At 68.9% G+C, this 16590-nt stretch carries 14 protein-coding genes; 7 read left to right on the forward strand and 7 right to left on the reverse strand.

All coding sequences use genetic code 11. The annotated features are described in order from the left end of the window. Nucleotides 1–13: 13 nt before the first annotated feature. A complete protein-coding gene (locus Q5Y72_RS07380) occupies nt 14–1861 on the forward strand; it encodes an ABC transporter transmembrane domain-containing protein (RefSeq protein WP_305962759.1) in 1848 nt (615 codons plus the stop codon). Nucleotides 1862–1891: 30 nt separating this feature from the next. Here the strand turns inward: Q5Y72_RS07380 and Q5Y72_RS07385 are convergent, their stop codons facing one another. After that, nucleotides 1892–2431, reverse strand: coding sequence for a CAP domain-containing protein (locus Q5Y72_RS07385; protein ID WP_305962760.1), 540 nt, complete (start codon nt 2429–2431; stop codon nt 1892–1894). Nucleotides 2432–2604: 173 nt separating this feature from the next. On the opposite strand from Q5Y72_RS07385, the gene lysM reads away from it, so the two are divergent. From lysM to Q5Y72_RS07410, 5 genes are all read left to right on the forward strand, one after another. Then, the gene (lysM, locus tag Q5Y72_RS07390; RefSeq protein ID WP_305962761.1) at nt 2605–3108 is read left to right on the forward strand and encodes a peptidoglycan-binding protein LysM; all 504 of its coding nucleotides are present in this window, start codon (nt 2605–2607) and stop codon (nt 3106–3108) included. 124 nt (nt 3109–3232) lie between these two features. After that, a complete protein-coding gene (locus Q5Y72_RS07395) occupies nt 3233–5122 on the forward strand; it encodes an acyl-CoA synthetase (RefSeq protein WP_305962762.1) in 1890 nt (629 codons plus the stop codon). An 86-nt stretch (nt 5123–5208) separates the two neighbouring features. Then, entirely contained in the window at nt 5209–6216 is a 1008-nt protein-coding gene (locus Q5Y72_RS07400; RefSeq protein ID WP_305962763.1) for a hypothetical protein, read from the forward strand. A gap of 90 nt (nt 6217–6306) precedes the next feature. After that, nucleotides 6307–7341: a glycosyltransferase family 61 protein gene (locus Q5Y72_RS07405; RefSeq protein WP_305962764.1), complete on the forward strand. Its 1035-nt coding sequence runs from the start codon at nt 6307–6309 to the stop codon at nt 7339–7341. A 13-nt stretch (nt 7342–7354) separates the two neighbouring features. After that, nucleotides 7355–7648, forward strand: a complete 294-nt coding sequence (locus tag Q5Y72_RS07410; protein ID WP_305962765.1) for an HNH endonuclease family protein — start codon at nt 7355–7357, stop codon at nt 7646–7648. On the opposite strand, the gene Q5Y72_RS07415 is transcribed toward Q5Y72_RS07410, so the two are convergent. Beyond that, complete coding sequence (locus Q5Y72_RS07415; protein ID WP_305962766.1) at nt 7645–8274, reverse strand: DsbA family protein; 630 nt, start codon at nt 8272–8274, stop codon at nt 7645–7647. The genes Q5Y72_RS07410 and Q5Y72_RS07415 overlap by 4 nt on opposite strands. A 210-nt stretch (nt 8275–8484) precedes the next feature. Between Q5Y72_RS07415 and Q5Y72_RS07420 the strand changes: the two genes are divergently transcribed. Beyond that, nucleotides 8485–8688: a hypothetical protein gene (locus Q5Y72_RS07420; RefSeq protein WP_305962767.1), complete on the forward strand. Its 204-nt coding sequence runs from the start codon at nt 8485–8487 to the stop codon at nt 8686–8688. 27 nt (nt 8689–8715) lie between these two features. Here the strand turns inward: Q5Y72_RS07420 and Q5Y72_RS07425 are convergent, their stop codons facing one another. From Q5Y72_RS07425 to Q5Y72_RS07445, 5 genes are read right to left on the reverse strand one after another with little or no spacing between them, the layout of a single operon-like run. Continuing rightward, the gene (locus Q5Y72_RS07425; RefSeq protein ID WP_305962768.1) at nt 8716–11292 is read right to left on the reverse strand and encodes a molybdopterin-dependent oxidoreductase; all 2577 of its coding nucleotides are present in this window, start codon (nt 11290–11292) and stop codon (nt 8716–8718) included. 6 nt (nt 11293–11298) lie between these two features. Then, entirely contained in the window at nt 11299–12150 is an 852-nt protein-coding gene (locus Q5Y72_RS07430; RefSeq protein ID WP_305962769.1) for a formate/nitrite transporter family protein, read from the reverse strand. Between the two features lie 13 nt (nt 12151–12163). Beyond that, nucleotides 12164–12523: a nitrite reductase small subunit NirD gene (gene nirD, locus Q5Y72_RS07435; RefSeq protein ID WP_305962770.1), complete on the reverse strand. Its 360-nt coding sequence runs from the start codon at nt 12521–12523 to the stop codon at nt 12164–12166. Further along, nucleotides 12520–14946, reverse strand: a complete 2427-nt coding sequence (gene nirB, locus Q5Y72_RS07440; RefSeq protein ID WP_305962771.1) for a nitrite reductase large subunit NirB — start codon at nt 14944–14946, stop codon at nt 12520–12522. Before nirB ends, nirD begins: the two co-directional genes overlap by 4 nt. Beyond that, nucleotides 14946–16589 carry an ABC transporter ATP-binding protein gene (locus Q5Y72_RS07445; RefSeq protein ID WP_305962772.1) on the reverse strand — a complete coding sequence of 548 codons (1644 nt, stop codon included), beginning with the start codon at nt 16587–16589 and terminating at the stop codon, nt 14946–14948. The genes nirB and Q5Y72_RS07445 overlap by 1 nt, the downstream gene beginning before the upstream one ends. Between the last annotated feature and the right edge of the window lies 1 nt (nt 16590).

Consider the following 16590-nt stretch of genomic DNA (forward strand, 5'->3'; position numbering starts at 1 on the left):
AGAACAGGCAGCCATGGCACGCGGCACGGCAACCCTCGAAGATCGCCCCCCGGGCCGGCGTGTGGGCGCGCTGGCCGCCCTGTGGCCCTTCGTGCGGCCCTATCGCGGGCAGGTCGTGCTGGCCATCGTCGCGCTTGCGCTGACCTCGGCCATCAGCCTCGTCCTGCCGCTGGCAGTGCGCCGGGTCGTGGACAATTTCGACGACGGCGCGGGTCTGCTGGACGAATATTTCGGCGCCGCCCTGGTCATCGTGGCGCTGCTGGCGCTGGGTACCGCGGCGCGGTATTTCTTTGTCACGCGGCTGGGCGAACGGGTCGTGGCCGATATCCGCAAGGCGGTCTTTGCCCGCGTCATCACCCTCAGCCCGGCCTTCTTCGAGCGCGTGATGACCGGCGAGATCCTGTCGCGCATCACCACCGATACCACGCTGATCCAGTCGGTGATCGGCTCGTCGCTGTCGATCGCGCTGCGCAACATGCTGATCCTCGCGGGAGGGCTGGCCATGCTGGCCGTCACCTCGCTGAAGCTGATGGGGCTGGTGCTGCTGATCGTGCCGGCGATCCTCGTGCCGATCATCCTGCTTGGCCGCCGGCTGCGCGCCCTGTCGCGCGCCAATCAGGACTGGATCGCGGCCTCGTCGGGCTCGGCCTCGGAAAGCCTGCTGGCAGCGCAGACGGTGCAGGCCTATACCCACGAGGCGCGCAGCATCGCGCGCTTCGACGAGGTGACCGAGCAATCCTACGACGTCGCGCTCAGCCGGGTGCGCACCCGCGCACTGATGACGGCGATCGTGATCTTCCTGATCTTCTCGGGGGTGATCGGGGTGCTGTGGATCGGCGCGCGCGACGTCAGCGCGGGGGCGATGACCGCCGGCCAGCTGGTGCAGTTCGTGATCTATGCGATCCTCGTCGCCGGCTCGACCGGTGCGCTGTCCGAGATCTGGGGAGAGTTGCAGCGCGCCGCCGGCGCGACCGAGCGGCTGGCTGACCTGCTGACCGCCGAGGATGCGATGGCCGACCCTGCCCGGCCCGTGCCGCTGCCCCGCCCGGTGCGCGGCCAGATCGCGCTGGAGGGGGTGGGCTTCCGCTATCCCTCGCGGCCCGACATCCCGGCGCTGGCGGATGTGGACCTGATGATCCGGCCGGGCGAGACGGTCGCCCTGGTCGGTCCCTCGGGCGCGGGCAAGACCACGGTGATCCAGCTGATCCAGCGGTTCTGGGACCCCGTCGCCGGCCGGGTCACGCTGGACGGCGTCGACCTGCGCGACATGCGCCGCGACGATTTCCGCCAGGCCATCGCGCTGGTGCCGCAGGATCCGGTGATCTTCGCGGCCTCGGCGCGCGACAACATCGCCCTTGGCCGTCCCGACGCCAGCGACGCCGAGATCGAGGCGGCCGCCCGCGCCGCGCACGCCCATGAGGTGATTGCCGCGCTGCCTGCGGGCTATGACACCCCGCTGGGCGAACGCGGGGTGATGCTGTCGGGCGGTCAGCGCCAGCGCATCGCCATCGCCCGCGCGATCCTGCGCGACGCGCCGGTGCTGCTGCTGGACGAGGCGACCAGCGCGCTGGACGCGGAATCGGAATCGCTGGTGCAGGCGGCGGTGAACCGGCTGTCCGAGGGGCGCACCACCATCGTCATCGCGCATCGCCTTGCGACGGTGAAAAAGGCCGACCGCATCGTGGTCTTCGACCGCGGCCGCATCGTCGCGCAGGGCACGCATGAGGCGCTGGTGGCCGAGGACGGGCTGTATGCGCGGCTGGCGCGGATGCAGTTCACCGATGGCGGCGAGGCGGCCACGGCGGCCGTCTTGGCCGGCCGCGCCCGGCCGGTGCCGCAGGATGCCTCGGGCGCGGCCTGAGCGACGCCCCGACGCCCCTTGCGGCGCGACCTATTTCGGTGCGGCGTAGACGGCGGCCCAGAACCGCGTGCGGCCATCGGCACCGACCGCCTGGCCGATGCCGTAGTCGCGGACCTGCGGGATCATGATGTTGTCCAGATGCCCCTGCGACCGGTTCCATTCGCTCAGCACGCGCGGCAGGTCGAAGGGGCCTGCCGCGATGTTCTCGGCCGTCAGGCGCGGTGCGTAGCCGCGCGCCTTGACGCGCGGCCCCGGCCCGCTGCTGCGGCTGCCGCGATGGGTCATCACACCGCGGCTGGCCATGTCGCAGGCATGGCGTGCCGCGACCTCGGCCAGCAGCATGTTGGACCGCACCGGCGGCAGGCCTGCGCGCCGTCGCGCCGCGTTCGTGGCCTGCGCGCCGCGGGCGTTCTGGTCGGCGGTTGTCGGCACGCAGCCGGCCTTGCCCGGCGGGCTGGCCTGCACCTCACGCGGATCGCCCGCGGCAGGTCCGGGCCCGCCCGAGGGCGCGCAGCCGGCCAGGACGGCGCAGGCCAGAACCAGTGCAGCGGCAGTCGCAAGCTGGGACATCGGGGGCATCCATCGCAAGTCAGGTCGCCGCGAACCTAGGGTTGCCGGGCGGCGTTCTCAATCAAAGGTTGTCGGGCAATTTAGCGATCGGCGGCGGGGTGCCCACGGGGCCTTGACCGGCAGGCAAGGTTCTGCGCCCCTGTTGTCAGACCAGACCGCAACAGGAGCTTCACATGGCCATCTGGGATTTCGTCAAGAACGCCGGCAAGTCCATCTTCGGCTCGGCCGAGGCGGCCACGCCCGCGACCCCGGCGCCTGCTGCCGCCGCCACGCCGCCGGCTGCACCCGCCGCGACCGATGACAGCCATCGCAAGGTCGAGGCGCTGAAGGCCGAGCTGAAGGCGCTGGACCTCGACGGCAACGACGTGCACCTGACGCTGAAGGGCGACACCTGCAAGATCGAATCGCGTGGCGCCGACCGCGAGACGATGGAAAAGCTGGTTCTGGCGGTCGGCAACATCGAGGGCATCGCCAAGGTCGAGGCCGACCTGCCCGAAGCCGAGACCGCGCCGGTCTTCCACACCGTCCAGAAGGGCGAGACCCTGTCGGCCATCGCCAAGCACTACCTCGGCAGCGCCGACAAGTATCACGCCATCTTCGAGGCCAACCGGCCGATGCTCAGCGATCCGGACAAGATCTATCCGGGCCAGACCCTGCGGATCCCGCAGGACGCCTGAACGGGCGATCTGACGCCGCGTTCCGGGGCACGGGCAAGGTTGCACCCTTGCCCCGTCGCCCGGCTTTGCCCCACTCTTGCGCAAACGGAGGAGGGCGCCGGAGATGCGGCGCCAGGAGGAATTCATGGGCCGATTCAGCAGCATCCACGACCGCGACAGGGTCGAGGCCGAGGAACCGTATGACCAGCGCGACCTGCCGCAGACGCTCTACGGGTTCCTTGCACGCACCGCCGAACGCTTTCCCGACCGCCCGGCGGTCAGTTTCCAGCTGCTGTCCGGCCCCTCGGACCACGCCACGACGCTGACCTGGCGCGACCTCCTGCAACGCGTGACCGAGACGGCCAACCTGTTCCGCAGCCTCGGCGTCGGCCCGACCGACAGCGTGGCCTATCTGTTGCCCAACAGCATCGAGACACCGGTGGTGCTTCTGGCCGGGGCGACGGCGGGCATCGTCAACCCGATCAACCCGCTTCTGGACGCCACCCAGATCGCGGGCATCCTGCGCGAGACGAAAGCCAGGGTGCTGGTGACACTGAAGGCGTTCCCCAAGACCGACGTGGCGCAGAAGGCCGCCGAGGCCGTCGCCGCGGCGCCCGGCGTGACCCATGTGATCGAGATCGACCTGAATCGCCACCTGCGCGGCGCCAAGCGCCTGATCGTGCCGATGATCCGCCCGAAGGTGAAGATCCGACACAAGGCGAAGGTGCTGGATTTCGAGGCCGCAAGCAGCGCCCGCAACCACAACCGGCTGGATTTCGACGACCCGCAGGCCGACCGGGTGGCCGCCTATTTCCACACCGGCGGCACTACCGGCACGCCCAAGGTCGCGCAGCACAAGTATTCGGGGATGATCTACAATGGCTGGCTGGGCGGCAGGCTGCTGTTCGACGAGACCGACGTGCTGATGTGCCCGCTGCCCATGTTCCACGTCTTTGCCGCCTATCCGGTTCTGATGTCCTGCATCGCCTCGGGCGCGCATGTGATCATGCCGACGCCCGCCGGGTATCGCGGCGAGGGCGTGTTCGACAATTTCTGGAAGCTGATCGAACGCTGGCAGGCAACCTTCCTGATCACCGTGCCGACCGCCATCGCCGCGCTGATGCAGCGCCCGGTGAATGCCGATGTCAGCAGCCTCAAGACTGCGATCTCGGGCTCGGCGCCGCTGCCGATCGAGCTTTACAACCGCTTCAAGGCCGCCACCGGGGTCGAGATCGCCGAGGGCTATGGCCTGACCGAGGCCACCTGCCTTGTCAGCTGCAACCCGGTCGACGGCCTCAAGAAGGTCGGCTCGGTGGGCCTTCCGCTGCCCTACACGCATGTCCGCATCCTGCGCCATGACGAGGCGGGTGCGATCCATGACTGCGCGGTGGACGAGGTCGGCGAGATCTGCGTCTCGAACCCCGGCGTCTTTCCCGGGGCCACCTATACCGAGGCGGCCAAGAACCGCGATCTCTTCGCCGACGAGTTCTACCTGCGGACGGGCGATCTGGGCCGGATCGACGGCGACGGCTACCTGTGGATCACCGGCCGGGCCAAGGATCTGATCATCCGCGGCGGCCACAACATCGACCCCGCCGAGATCGAAGAGGCGCTGCTGTCGCACCCCGCCGTCGCCTTCGCCGGCGCCATCGGCCAGCCCGACAGCTTTGCCGGGGAACTGCCCTGCGCCTATGTCGAACTGGTCGCGGACGCCTCGGTCACGGTCGAGGAACTGATGGCCCATGCCCGCGAGCATGTCCACGAACGCGCCGCCGTGCCGCGCCATGTCGAGATCCTGCCGGAACTGCCCAAGACCGCCGTGGGCAAGATCTTCAAGCCCGACCTGCGCAAGCGCGCGATCACGCGCATCTACGACGCCGCGCTGTCCGGCACCGGCTGCCATGTGCAGGAGGTCGTCGAGGACCGCAGCCGCGGCCTCGTCGCGAAGCTGGCCCGCGAGGGCAGCGTGGACGACGCCGCGATCCGGGAAAAGCTGGGCGCCTACACGGTGCCCTGGGACTGGGCTGACCGTTAGGGCCATCCCGCGCCGCGCGCGGCGATTGCATCCGGCGGCCCGCCGATGCAGTCTGCGCGCGGGCAGACAAAAGGAACGCATCCCGGATGAATGACGACGGCGAGGCGGAGCGGGACGACGGCGAACGCGAGGATTTCGAGCTACGCGAGGACAAGGCCGCCGGGGTGGTCGCCCCGCAATGGCTGCATGATCTGCGCCGCTCGTCGCACAGGCAGGGCTTCTACCGCGCGCTTGGCAACCATGCCCTGGTGTTTGCGGACCGGGGCGGCGACACACTGGTGGTCAGCTTCGACAACCTGTCCTCGGCGCGCGACGACGTGGTGGACCGCGACCCCTGGGGCTATGGGTTCGTCGCAAAGCACGGCTGGTCGCAACTGGGCGTGATGGCGTTCACACCGGACTGGTTCCGCGACCCGACCCTGTTCGAGGCGATGCAGCAGCTTGCGCAGCAAGGGTTTTTCCAGCGCTTCAGGAACGTTACCCTGACCGGCACATCGATGGGCGGCTATGGCGCCTGTGCCTTCGCGTCGCTGGTGCCGGGTTGCCGGGTTCTGGCGCTGTCGCCGCAATCGACCCTGCGCAAGGATCTGGTGCCTTGGGAAAAGCGGTTCTCGTCGGGCCGGAAGGCGGACTGGTCGGGGCCATTCGCGGACGCGGCCGCAGAGATTTCCGGCGCGGCGCAGGTCTGGCTGGTTCACGATCCGCTGGTGGAAAACGATCACCTGCATGTCCGCCGCTTTGCCGGACCGAATGTGCATCTGCTCAGAATGCGCCATGCGGGTCACAAGACGGCGCTGGTCTTGCGCCGCGCCGGGCAGTTGAGCCAGGTGTCCCGCGACGTGATCGAGGGAACCATGTCCGAGGCGCGGTTCTACGCGACATATCGCGAAAACCGCCGCAGCCGCTGGTTCGCCGGGGCGGTCGCGGAACGCGCCGCATGGCGCGGCAGGCTGGATCTGGTGGGACGGACGGTGCGGTTCCTGCGCGACGGAGGGCAGGGCTTTGCGGCCCACGAAATCCGCAAGCAGTATCTGGGTGGAAGCGGGCATGATCCATTGCGCGGGGCGGATGGTCCGGATAATCCAGCGCCGTAACGTCTTCCAAGGATCATCGCCGTGCCACTTTTGCTCGAGTCCGCTTCAGACAATCTGGTGCATGTGCCCGGCGGCCTTGTTGTCCCGCCGATGACGCCCTCCTCCACCCGGATGCAGCCGTCGGGCGTGCTGGACGCGGCGGGACGGTTCGTCGAGCAATCGATCAGCTGGAACAACTCGACCTCGCCGGTCAACGAGCCGCCGACCGTGCCGCCGGAGGCCGAGATCAGCGACCTTGATGGCCGCTATCTGTTCGGTGGCATCTTCTATGGGCATTTCGGCCATTTCATCGTTGAATCCCTGTCGCGTATCTGGGCGCTCGACTCGCTGGACGCAAAAGCGGACGGGCTGATCTTCACGCCCAAGACGCCGCGGATTACCGAGCACCATGTTGGCCACTACAGCGCCCTGCTGGCCGCCTTCGGGGTCGATCTGCCGATCAGGATTGCCCATGGCCCCACCCGCGTCAGCGATCTTCATGTGCCGCTTCAGGGCTTCGGCATGTATGACCTGATCGACGGCAGCCCGGCGTTTCGTGATTTCATCAACCGCCATGCCGGCAAGACGATCGCGCCGGAGGGGCCAGAGCGGCTTTATGTGTCGCGCTCTCAGCTGCCGCCACAGCGGGGCAGCATCCTGGGGGAACACCGGATCGAGGAATATCTCGCGGCCGAGGGTTATGAGGTGTTCCACCCGCAGCGGGCCAGCCATGCCGAACAGATCGCCCGCTATCGCGCCGCCCGATTCGTGATCGGCACCGATTGCTCGCCGCTGCACCTGCTGGGCTATGTGGGCGACAGTGGGCAGCGCGTGGGCGTGCTGACACGGCGCAGCATGGAGATCGGCAGCTATCTGGTGCGGCAGTTGCAGGTCTTCAAGCAGATGCAGGCGGTCGAGATCAACTGTCTCGTCAATGACTGGATGCCCCAGCCCGGCACGCGCCCAAGCAGGTCATCCTGGGGCGAGGCGGATTTTCCGCGCATGCACGCGGCCCTGCTGGAGGCCGGGCTGATCTCGAACGCGACACCTTGGCCCGCCCTGTCGCGAGCCGACCGCGACGCCGAGATCCAGCGTCTCGAAGAATCGCACGCGACCAGCTTCAAGCCTTTCAACCCCGAGGCATGACCGGCACGGCGCGATGAGTGAGGGGCAGCGCGATACCGATCCGGTCTGCCCGCTCTGCCTTCGGCCCATCCCGCCGGGCGTGCCGCAGAGCCGGCATCATCTGGTGCCGCGGCTGCGGGGCGGCAAGGGTGGACCGGTGATCCTCGTCCATCAGGTCTGCCACTCGACCATCCACCGGACGCTTGGCGAGACGGAACTGGCGCGGCGCTACAACAGCGTCGAGGCGTTGCGGGCGCATCCCGGCCTCGCCCGCTTCTTCGCCTGGGTGGCGCGGCGCCCGCCCGGCTGGAAGGGCAAGGTGCGCTAGCCCAGCGTCTCGCGGGCGCGGGCCACAAGCCCGCGCATCTCGGCCAGGCTCAATGCGCCGAACACGCCCTCGTCGCCGGCGATGAAGCTGGGCGTGCCGACCAGGCCCATGTGCTCGGCCAGTTCGAAGGATCGCTGGATGTGCCGGTCGACGCGTGCCGACTGCATGTCCCTGCGCAGCCGCGCCTCGTCCAGGCCGACCTCGCGCACGGCGCGCATCACCGTCGGCTCGGCCGCGCGTCCGCGCATGGTCATCATCGCGGCGTGAAGCGGCCAGTACCTGCCCTGGTCCAGCGACGCCAGCGAGGCGCGGGCGGCAAATTCGCTGTCCTCGCCGAAGACCGGCCATTCGCGATACACCACGCGCAGTCGGGGATCGGTCGCGATCAGCTGCTGGATGGTGCCCATCATCTTCTTGCAGAAGGGGCAGTTGTAGTCGAAGAACTCGGTCAGGGTAATGTCGCCGTCGGGATTGCCCAGCACCGGCGCATTCCCGTCACGCTCCAGCGCCTTGCGCAATTCCTCGGGCATCGGATTGGGGCGAGCCGCGGACTGGCCATGCGCCGGCAGGGCCGCGGCGGCGCCGAGGACGGCGCTGCTGATGAGAAGGCGGCGGCGGCTGGGCATCGACGGTCCTTTCGGTCGGGCAGAGGCGGGATCGGCCCAGCCCTATCGCGGATTGCGCAGCGGCGACAGTCACGTTCGGGTGCGCGACCGCCGCCCGGCCGGGCCGATGACGCGGTTGTGACCCGCTTTTCTTTGGCGTGCGGGCGATTCGGCGGCATCATTCCGGGATCCGTCCACGTCCCCCTTCGCCTTTCGCCACAAGGAGCCGCCATGCCCCGTCGCATTCTCGCAGCCCTCGCGCTGGTCCCCCTTCTGTCGATGCCCGCCCTGTCGCAACAGACGCCCGCGCCGGCGCCGGCGCCCGCCCCGCAGGTGACGCCCGAGGCCACCGACAGCAACCTGCAGACCAAGCCGAAGCTGATCACCCCGGCCCGCAAGTCGAATTGCGGCGGGGCGCGGCAGGTCATGTCCTGACCCGCGTCGATCGTCCGCAAGGGGCGCCTAGACGGCCGCGGTGATCCGCGGCGTCGTGCCGGGTTCGGCCCGCACCCGATCGATCAGCGCCTGCAGTTCCGGCCGGCACGATCCGCAATTGCTGCCCGCGCCCAGGGCCTCGCCCAGCTGGCCGGTCGTGCACAACCCCTGCTGGCGGATCGCGCCGAGGATGGTGTTGACGCCGACATTCAGGCAGGCGCAGACCGTCGCGCCCGGATCGGGACGGTCAAGCGCGGCCCGGCCGCTGAGGATCTGCGGCGCGCGGCTGCCCATCATCGCCACCACCGCCTCGCGCGACAGCGCCACCGGCGAGGGCGCGCAGAACAGCGCTGCCTGCACGATCCCCCCGAGGCTGAGCGCCAGCCGCACCGTGCCGCGCGACGGGTCCGACAACAGCGACAGGTCGGCATCCGGCAGGCCGAACAGCGCCCGGGCATGGGCAGGCCAGTCGGCGACCATCGCGGTGCCGGCCAGTTCGGCGCGCATCCCGGTGTCGCTGGTCGCGCAGGCCCAGTAGTCGCAATCCGGGCGGAACGGCGCGACCGATGCCGCGAAGCCGTACCAGACGGCGGCGTAGGGGCGGATGACGACGCCGGCCTCTTTCAGCGCCGGCTGTCCCGACACCGGATCGACGCGCGCGGCGATCAGCGCGCCGACCCGCCCGGCGGCCGAATTGCGATCGGTCCAGTGGATCGGCGCGAAGGGCTGGCCCGGCGCCACCCGCTGCGTCACCAGGACCCGCAGCACCGCCCGCCCGCCCGGCGAGGTCACCTCGGCCAGCATGGCGGGCTGCAGGCCGATGCGGGCGGCGTCCTCGGGATGGATCTCGAGGAAGGGCTCGGCAATATGGGCCGACAGGCGGGCGGCGCGCCCGGTGCGGGTCATGGTGTGCCAGTGATCGCGCACCCGGCCGGTGTTCAGGCGCATCCCGACCTCCTGCCGCTGAGGGATGACCGCGATCATCCGGCCGCGCCCGTCGGGGGTGTGGAACACCCCGTCGCCGAAAAACCGCCCGCCCCGCCGCAGCGGCGATTGCGGCCACAGCGCGGGTGCCTCGTCCGTCAGCGCCGAGATGTCGAAATCGCCCCCCTGCGCGCCGGCGATGCCGCTGAGCGTCTTGTATTCGGCAAAGACCGCGTCCGCGTCGGGCCAGTCGAAGCCCGCAAACCCCATCCGCTGCGCCACGCCCGCGATGATCTTCCAGTCGGGCATCGCCGCGCCATGCGGCGCCAGAAAGCCCTGCTGCCGGCTGATCCGGCGTTCGGAATTGGTCACATGCCCGCTGCGTTCGCCCCAGCCGGCCGCCGGCAGCACCACATCGGCGCGGCGCGTCACGCCGGTCTCGACGATGTCGCTTGCGATCACCAGATCGCAGGTCGCGATGGCGCGGGCCACGCGGTCGGCGTCGGGCATCGACACGGTCGGGTTGGTGCCGATCACCCACAGCGCCTTGACGCGGCCCGCCTCGACGGCGCGGAACAGGTCGACGGCCTTCAGGCCGGGCGCGGCGGCGATGGCCGGGCTGTTCCAGAAGCTCTGCACGGCGGCGCGGTGGCGCGGGTTGGCGATGTCGAGATGGCAGGCCAGCATGTTGGCCATGCCGCCGACCTCGCGCCCGCCCATGGCGTTTGGCTGGCCGGTGATCGAGAAGGGGCCCATGCCCGGCCGGCCGATCCGGCCGGTGGCCAGATGGCAGTTGGTGATGGCGTTGACCTTGTCGGTGCCGCTGTCGGACTGGTTGATGCCCTGGCTGTAGACCGTCACGACCCGCTCGGCGCCGCACCACAGGTCGATGAAGCCGGACAGATCGACCCCCGCCGCCGCCGGGTCGCTGGCCCGCGCGGCCTCGACCGCCTCGGCATAACCGGACAGCCGGTCACGCCAGTGGGCCAGCCCGCGCGCGTCGATCGCGGCCAGCACGGCATTCCACACCGCCGCATCGCTGCCCGGCGCGATCGGCAGGTGCAGGTCGGCCAGATCGCAGGTCGCCGTGCGGCGCGGGTCGATCACCACCACCCGCATCCCGGGCCGCGCCGCCCGGGCGGCGGCCAGCCGCTGATGGATCACCGGGTGGCACCAGGCGAGGTTGCTGCCGACCAGCACCACCAGATTGGCCAGTTCCAGATCCTCATAGAGCCCCGGCACCGTGTCCGATCCGAAGGCGCGCACATGCCCGGCGACCGAGGACGCCATGCACAGCCGCGAATTGGTGTCGATATTGGCGCTGCCGACAAAGCCCTTCATGAACTTGTTGGCGGCGTAGTAATCCTCGGTCAGCATCTGTCCCGAGCCGTAGATGGCGACCGAATCCGGGCCATGCGCGGCGATGGTGTCGGACAGGCGGCGGGCCACCAGCGACAGCGCCTCGTCCCAGCCGGCGCGGCGCCCGGCGATCAGCGGTTCGGACAGCCGGCCCTCGCTGCCCAGCGTCTCGGCCAGCGCCGCGCCTTTGGAACAGAGCCTGCCGAAATTGGCCGGGTGATCGGGATCGCCGCTGACGGCAACCCCGGTGTCGGTCTTGCGGACCAGAACCCCGCAGCCCACGCCGCAATAGGGACAGGTCGAGCGGATGGGGCCGGTCATGCCGGGCTACTCGGCCGGCACGGCGATGGCGGCGCGGTCGCCGGCCTCCTGCGGTTCGCGCGCCGGCGAGGTCTTGTAGTGGGTGGCGTAGATCATCGCGCCGACGAAGGTCAGCCCGCCGACCAGATTGCCGATGACGGTCGGGATCTCGTTCCAGACCAGATAGTCCATGATGGTGAAGTTGCCGCCCAGCAGCAGACCCGAGGGGAACAGGAACATGTTCACGATGGAATGTTCGAAGCCCATGTAGAAGAAGATCAGGATCGGCATCCACATCGCCATGATCTTGCCCGAGACGCTGGTCGACATCATCGCCGCGACCACCCCGGTCGAGACCATCCAGTTGCACATCACCGCGCGGATGAAGAGGGTCAGCATCCCGCCCGCGCCATGCGCGGCATAGCCCACCGTTCGTCCCTCGCCGATATGGCCGATCTGCTGGCCGACGGCGTTGGGTTCGGTGGAAAAGCCGAAGGTGACGATGATCGCCATGAAGATCGCGACGGTGAAGGCGCCGGCGAAATTGCCCGCGAAGACCAGCCCCCAGTTGCGCCACAACCCGGTCATGGTGACGCCCTTGCGCCGGTCCAGCAGCGCCAGCGGCACCAGCGTGAACACGCCCGTCAACAGATCGAAGCCCAGCAGATACAGCATGCAGAACCCGACCGGGAACAGCAGCGCCCCGATCAGCGGATTGCCGGTGTTGACGGTCACGGTGACCGCAAAGGCCGCCGCCAGCGCCAGGATCGCGCCGGCCATATAGGCGCGGATCAGCGTGTCCTTGGTGGACATGAAGACCTTGGCCTCGCCGGCGTCGATCATCTTTTTCGCGAAATCGGTCGGATTGACATAGGACATTGGCCGGTTCCTTTCAGGCGGCGTTGCGGGCGGTGGCGGGGCGGGCGACCACCTCGGCTGCGACATGGACGCGGCCGGCCTCGACCCGCACCGGATGGGTGCGCACCGCGCCCTCGTCGGCGCCCTGCGCCAGTCCGGTGTTCAGGTCGAACACCCAGTTGTGCAGCGGGCAGGTGATGGTGTGGCCGGCGACGATGCCTTCGGACAGCGGCCCGCCCTTGTGCGGGCAGCGGTCGTCCAGCGCGAACACCCGGTCGTCATGGGTGCGAAACAGCGCCACGCAGCCCTCGGCGGTACGGATCAGCCGCGCGCCCTGCGGCGGGATGTCGTCCAGCGCGGCGATGTCGAGCCATTCGGTCGTCTCGGCGGTCATTCGGCAGCCTCCAGTCGCAGGTCGATGAGCGGTGCGAATTCGTCGCGCGCGCCGGGTTTGGCATGTTCGGCCCAGGGATCCTTGCGATAGACCGACTGGCTGATCTCGAAGCGTTCCACCAGCGCGGCCCGCTGTTCCAGGTCGTCAACGACCTGCGCCTTGACCCAGTCGAGGCCAACCCGCGCGGTCCATTTCCACGCCCGGTCCAGATAGCGGGCATTTTCGCGGTACAGCTGGACAAAGGCGGTGATGACCGCGACGGCCTCGTCCTCGGTGGGGACCGAGACCAGCAATTCGGTCTCCTTGACCTCCATCCCCGCCGCGCCCGAGACGCTGACCTGATAGCCGCTGTCGACGCAGACCACGCCGACATCCTTGCAGGTCGCCTCGGCGCAGTTGCGCGGGCAGCCCGAGACGCCCAGCTTGACCTTGTGCGGCGTCCAGGACCCCCACAGCAGCTTTTCCAGCCGGATCCCGAGGCCGGTCGAATCCTGCGTGCCAAAGCGGCAGAACTCGCTGCCCACGCAGGTCTTCACGGTGCGCAGGCCCTTGGAATAGGCATGGCCGCTGACCATGCCGGCGTCGTTCAGGTCCGCCCACATGGCGGGCAGGTCCTCCTTGCGCACGCCCAGCAGGTCGATGCGCTGGCCGCCCGTCACCTTGACCATCGGCACGTTGTACTTGTCGGCGGCATCGGCGATGGCGCGCAGTTCCGCCGGCGTGGTGACGCCGCCCCACATCCGCGGCACCACCGAATAGGTGCCGTCCTTCTGGATGTTGGCGTGGTTGCGTTCGTTGACAAAGCGCGACTGGCGGTCGTCTCGATAGTCCAGCGGCCAGTCGGCCAGCAGGTAATAGTTCAGCGCGGGTCGGCATTTCGCGCAGCCATCGGGCGTGCTCCAGCCGCATTCCTGCATCACGGCGGGCATGGATTTCAGCCCCTTGGCCTTGATCAGCCGGCGCACGTCCTCATGCGCCAGATCGGTGCAGCCGCAGATGCAGTCGGCGGTCTGGACCTCGCCGCCCAGGGTCAGCGCCATCACCTGGCTGACCAGCCCGGTGCAGGTGCCGCAGGAGGCGCTGGCCTTGGTCGTCGCGCGCAGCTTGTCCAGCGTGTCGGCACCCGCCAGAACGGCATCCATGATCGCGCCCTTGCAGACGCCGTTGCAGCCGCAGATTTCTGCGTCAGGCGGCAATGCTGCAACGGCCGCCATAGGGTCCACGCTGCCCCCGCCCTGGAAGGCCGGGCCGAAGATCAGCGTGTCGCGCATCTCGCTGATGTCGGTGCCGTCCTTGATGAGCCCGAAGAACCAGTTGCCATCGGCGGTGTCGCCATACATGACCGCGCCCACCAGCCGGTCGGCCTCGATCACCAGCCGCTTGTAGATGCCGCGTCCCGGATCGCGGAACACGATGTCCTCGCGGCCCGGCCCGTCGGCGAAGTCGCCGGCGCTGAACAGGTCGCAGCCGGTGACCTTCAGCTTGGTCGCGGTCTGCACCGGGCGGAAATCGGCGGGCTGGCCCATCAGCGCCGCGGCCAGCACCCTGGCCTGGTCGTAAAGCGGCGCGACAAGGCCGAACAACTGCTTGTCATGTTCCACGCATTCGCCGATCGCGTAGATCGACGGATCGCTGGTCTGCAACTGGTCGTTGACGGTGATGCCGCGCTCGACCTCGATGCCGGCGTCATTGGCCAGCCGGGTCTCGGGGCGGATGCCCACGGCCATCACCACGAGGTCGGCGCCATAGACGGTGCCATCCTCCAGCAGCACGGCCTCGGCCCGGTCCTCGCCCAGGATCGCCTTGGTGGCACCCTTGCAATGGACGGTGATGCCCCGCGCCTCCAGCGCCTTTTGCAGCAGATAGCCGGCCGAGGGGTCCAGCTGGCGTTCCATCAGATGGCCCATGATGTGGATGACCACCACCTCCATGCCGCGCATCTGCAAGCCGGCGGCGGCTTCGAGTCCCAAGAGCCCGCCACCGATCACCACCGCCTTCGCGCCGGGCCTGGCCGCCGCGATCATGGTGTTGGTGTCGTCGAGGTCGCGATAGGCGATGACGCCGGGCAGGTCGCGGCCGACGACCGGGATCATGAAGGGCGCGCTGCCGGTGGCGATCACCAGCCGGTCATAGGGCACCTCGCCGTTCTGGCCCGTCACCACCTTGCGGGCGCGGTCGATGCCCACGACATGCTCGCCAAAGCGGGTGGCGATGCCGCGTTCGGCATACCACTGGTCGTCGTGGGTGACGATCTCTTCATAGGTCTTGTCGCCCGACAGCACCGGCGACAGCATGATGCGGTTGTAGTTGCCGCGCGGCTCGGCATTGAACAGGGTGATCTGGTAGGGCGCGGCGGCGTCGGTCAGATGTTCCAGCATCCGGCCCGAGGCCATGCCCGCGCCGATGACGACAAGCTTTTCCATCAAGCGGCATCCTTCTTGTGGCCATGTTCGTATTCTTCCAGGAAACCGATGATTTCCTCGCGATAGGCGTAGTAGTCGGGATGGGCCAGCAGTGCCTTGCGACTGCGCGGGCGCGGCAGTTTGACCTCGGTGATCCTGCCGATGGTGGCCTGCGGGCCGTTGGTCATCATCACCACCCGGTCGGCCATCAGGATCGCCTCGTCGACATCATGGGTGACGCAGACGGCGGTGACCTTGGTGCGGTCCCAGACCTCCATCAGCACCTCCTGCAACTCCCAGCGGGTGAGGCTGTCCAGCATCCCGAACGGCTCGTCCAGCAGCAGCAGCTTGGGCGACAGCGCGAAGGCGCGGGCGATGCCGACGCGCTGGCGCATCCCGTTCGACATTTCCGAGGCCTGCCGGTGCATCGCGTCGCCCAGGCCGACCCGTTCAAGATAGTATTCGACCACCTCCTGCCGTTCGGCGCGGCTGGCGGCGGGATAGACCCGGTCGACGCCGATGGCGACATTCTCGCGCGCGGTCAGCCAGGGAAACAGGCTGGGCGACTGGAACACCACGGCGCGTTCGGGATCGGCGCCCTGGACATGGCTGCCATCCAGCACGATGGCGCCCTTGCTGATCGGGTTCAGCCCGGCGGCCATGGTCAGCACGGTGGACTTGCCGCAACCCGAATGGCCGATCAGCGACACGAACTCGCCCTTCTTCAGGGTCAGGTTCACATCCTCGACCACGGTCAGCGGGCCTTTCGGGGTGGGATAGATCTTGTGCAGCTGCGAGAATTGCAGATAGCGCTCGTCATTGCGGGCGGCGGCCGCGCGGGCATAGGCGCGCGGCATGGCGTGCAGCGGCGTCACGGCGGGCAGGCTGCGGCGCTGTTCGGCGCTGGCCTGCGCGCCGGCAGCGATCAGGTGGCCGGTGACGCGGGCGCGCAGGTCCTTGAAGGCGGGATCGTGGTTCATCTCGGTGCGGTCGCGTGGACGCGGCAGGGCGACGCGGAACTCGGCGCCGATGCTGCCATCGGGATCGAGGCACAGGATCCGGTCGGCCAGCACGATCGCCTCGTCCACATCGTTGGTGATCAGCACCACGGTCTTGCGGTCGGCCTGCCAGATCGCCTCGATCTCGTCGGCCAGATTGGCACGGGTCAGCGCGTCCAGCGCCGACAACGGCTCGTCCAGCAGCAGGATTTCGGGGTCCATCGCCAGGGCGCGGGCGATGCCGACCCGCTGGCGCATCCCGCCCGACAATTCCGCCGGGCGGCGCGTGGCGGCGTGGGACAGCCCGACCATGGCGATGTATTTTGCCACCCGCGCCCGGACCTCGGCCCCAGGCAGCTTCGGCATGGCCGAGCGGACGGCCAGCGCGATGTTGCCGGCGACGGTCAGCCAGGGCATCAGCGAATAGGACTGGAACACCACGCCGCGTTCCGGCCCCGGCCCGGTGACGGGCTTGCCGCGAAAGCGGACCTCGCCGGCGCTGGGCATCTGAAGCCCCGCCATCAGGCTGATCAGCGTCGTCTTGCCGGTGCCCGAGAAGCCGAGGATGGCGACGAATTCGCCCTCTTCCACCGCAAGGTCGATGCCCTTAAGGATGGTCTGGCTGCCGAAATCCTTGCGGACGTGGTTCAGGTGCAGGATCGCCATT

The organism is Paracoccus spongiarum (assembly GCF_030732095.1).
Taxonomy (GTDB): Bacteria; Pseudomonadota; Alphaproteobacteria; order Rhodobacterales; family Rhodobacteraceae; genus Paracoccus; species Paracoccus spongiarum.

Coding starts and splice junctions, on each gene's coding strand:
- Q5Y72_RS07400 (WP_305962763.1), top strand. CDS start 5,209: ATGAATGACGACGGCGAGGCGGAGCGGGACGACGGCGAACGCGAGGAT.
- Q5Y72_RS07380 (WP_305962759.1), top strand. CDS start 14: ATGGCACGCGGCACGGCAACCCTCGAAGATCGCCCCCCGGGCCGGCGT.
- Q5Y72_RS07425 (WP_305962768.1), bottom strand. CDS start 11,292: ATGACCGGCCCCATCCGCTCGACCTGTCCCTATTGCGGCGTGGGCTGC.
- Q5Y72_RS07395 (WP_305962762.1), top strand. CDS start 3,233: ATGGGCCGATTCAGCAGCATCCACGACCGCGACAGGGTCGAGGCCGAG.
- Q5Y72_RS07410 (WP_305962765.1), top strand. CDS start 7,355: ATGAGTGAGGGGCAGCGCGATACCGATCCGGTCTGCCCGCTCTGCCTT.
- Q5Y72_RS07445 (WP_305962772.1), bottom strand. CDS start 16,589: ATGGCGATCCTGCACCTGAACCACGTCCGCAAGGATTTCGGCAGCCAG.
- Q5Y72_RS07385 (WP_305962760.1), bottom strand. CDS start 2,431: ATGTCCCAGCTTGCGACTGCCGCTGCACTGGTTCTGGCCTGCGCCGTC.
- Q5Y72_RS07430 (WP_305962769.1), bottom strand. CDS start 12,150: ATGTCCTATGTCAATCCGACCGATTTCGCGAAAAAGATGATCGACGCC.
- nirD (WP_305962770.1), bottom strand. CDS start 12,523: ATGACCGCCGAGACGACCGAATGGCTCGACATCGCCGCGCTGGACGAC.
- nirB (WP_305962771.1), bottom strand. CDS start 14,946: ATGGAAAAGCTTGTCGTCATCGGCGCGGGCATGGCCTCGGGCCGGATG.
- Q5Y72_RS07420 (WP_305962767.1), top strand. CDS start 8,485: ATGCCCCGTCGCATTCTCGCAGCCCTCGCGCTGGTCCCCCTTCTGTCG.
- Q5Y72_RS07405 (WP_305962764.1), top strand. CDS start 6,307: ATGACGCCCTCCTCCACCCGGATGCAGCCGTCGGGCGTGCTGGACGCG.
- Q5Y72_RS07415 (WP_305962766.1), bottom strand. CDS start 8,274: ATGCCCAGCCGCCGCCGCCTTCTCATCAGCAGCGCCGTCCTCGGCGCC.
- lysM (WP_305962761.1), top strand. CDS start 2,605: ATGGCCATCTGGGATTTCGTCAAGAACGCCGGCAAGTCCATCTTCGGC.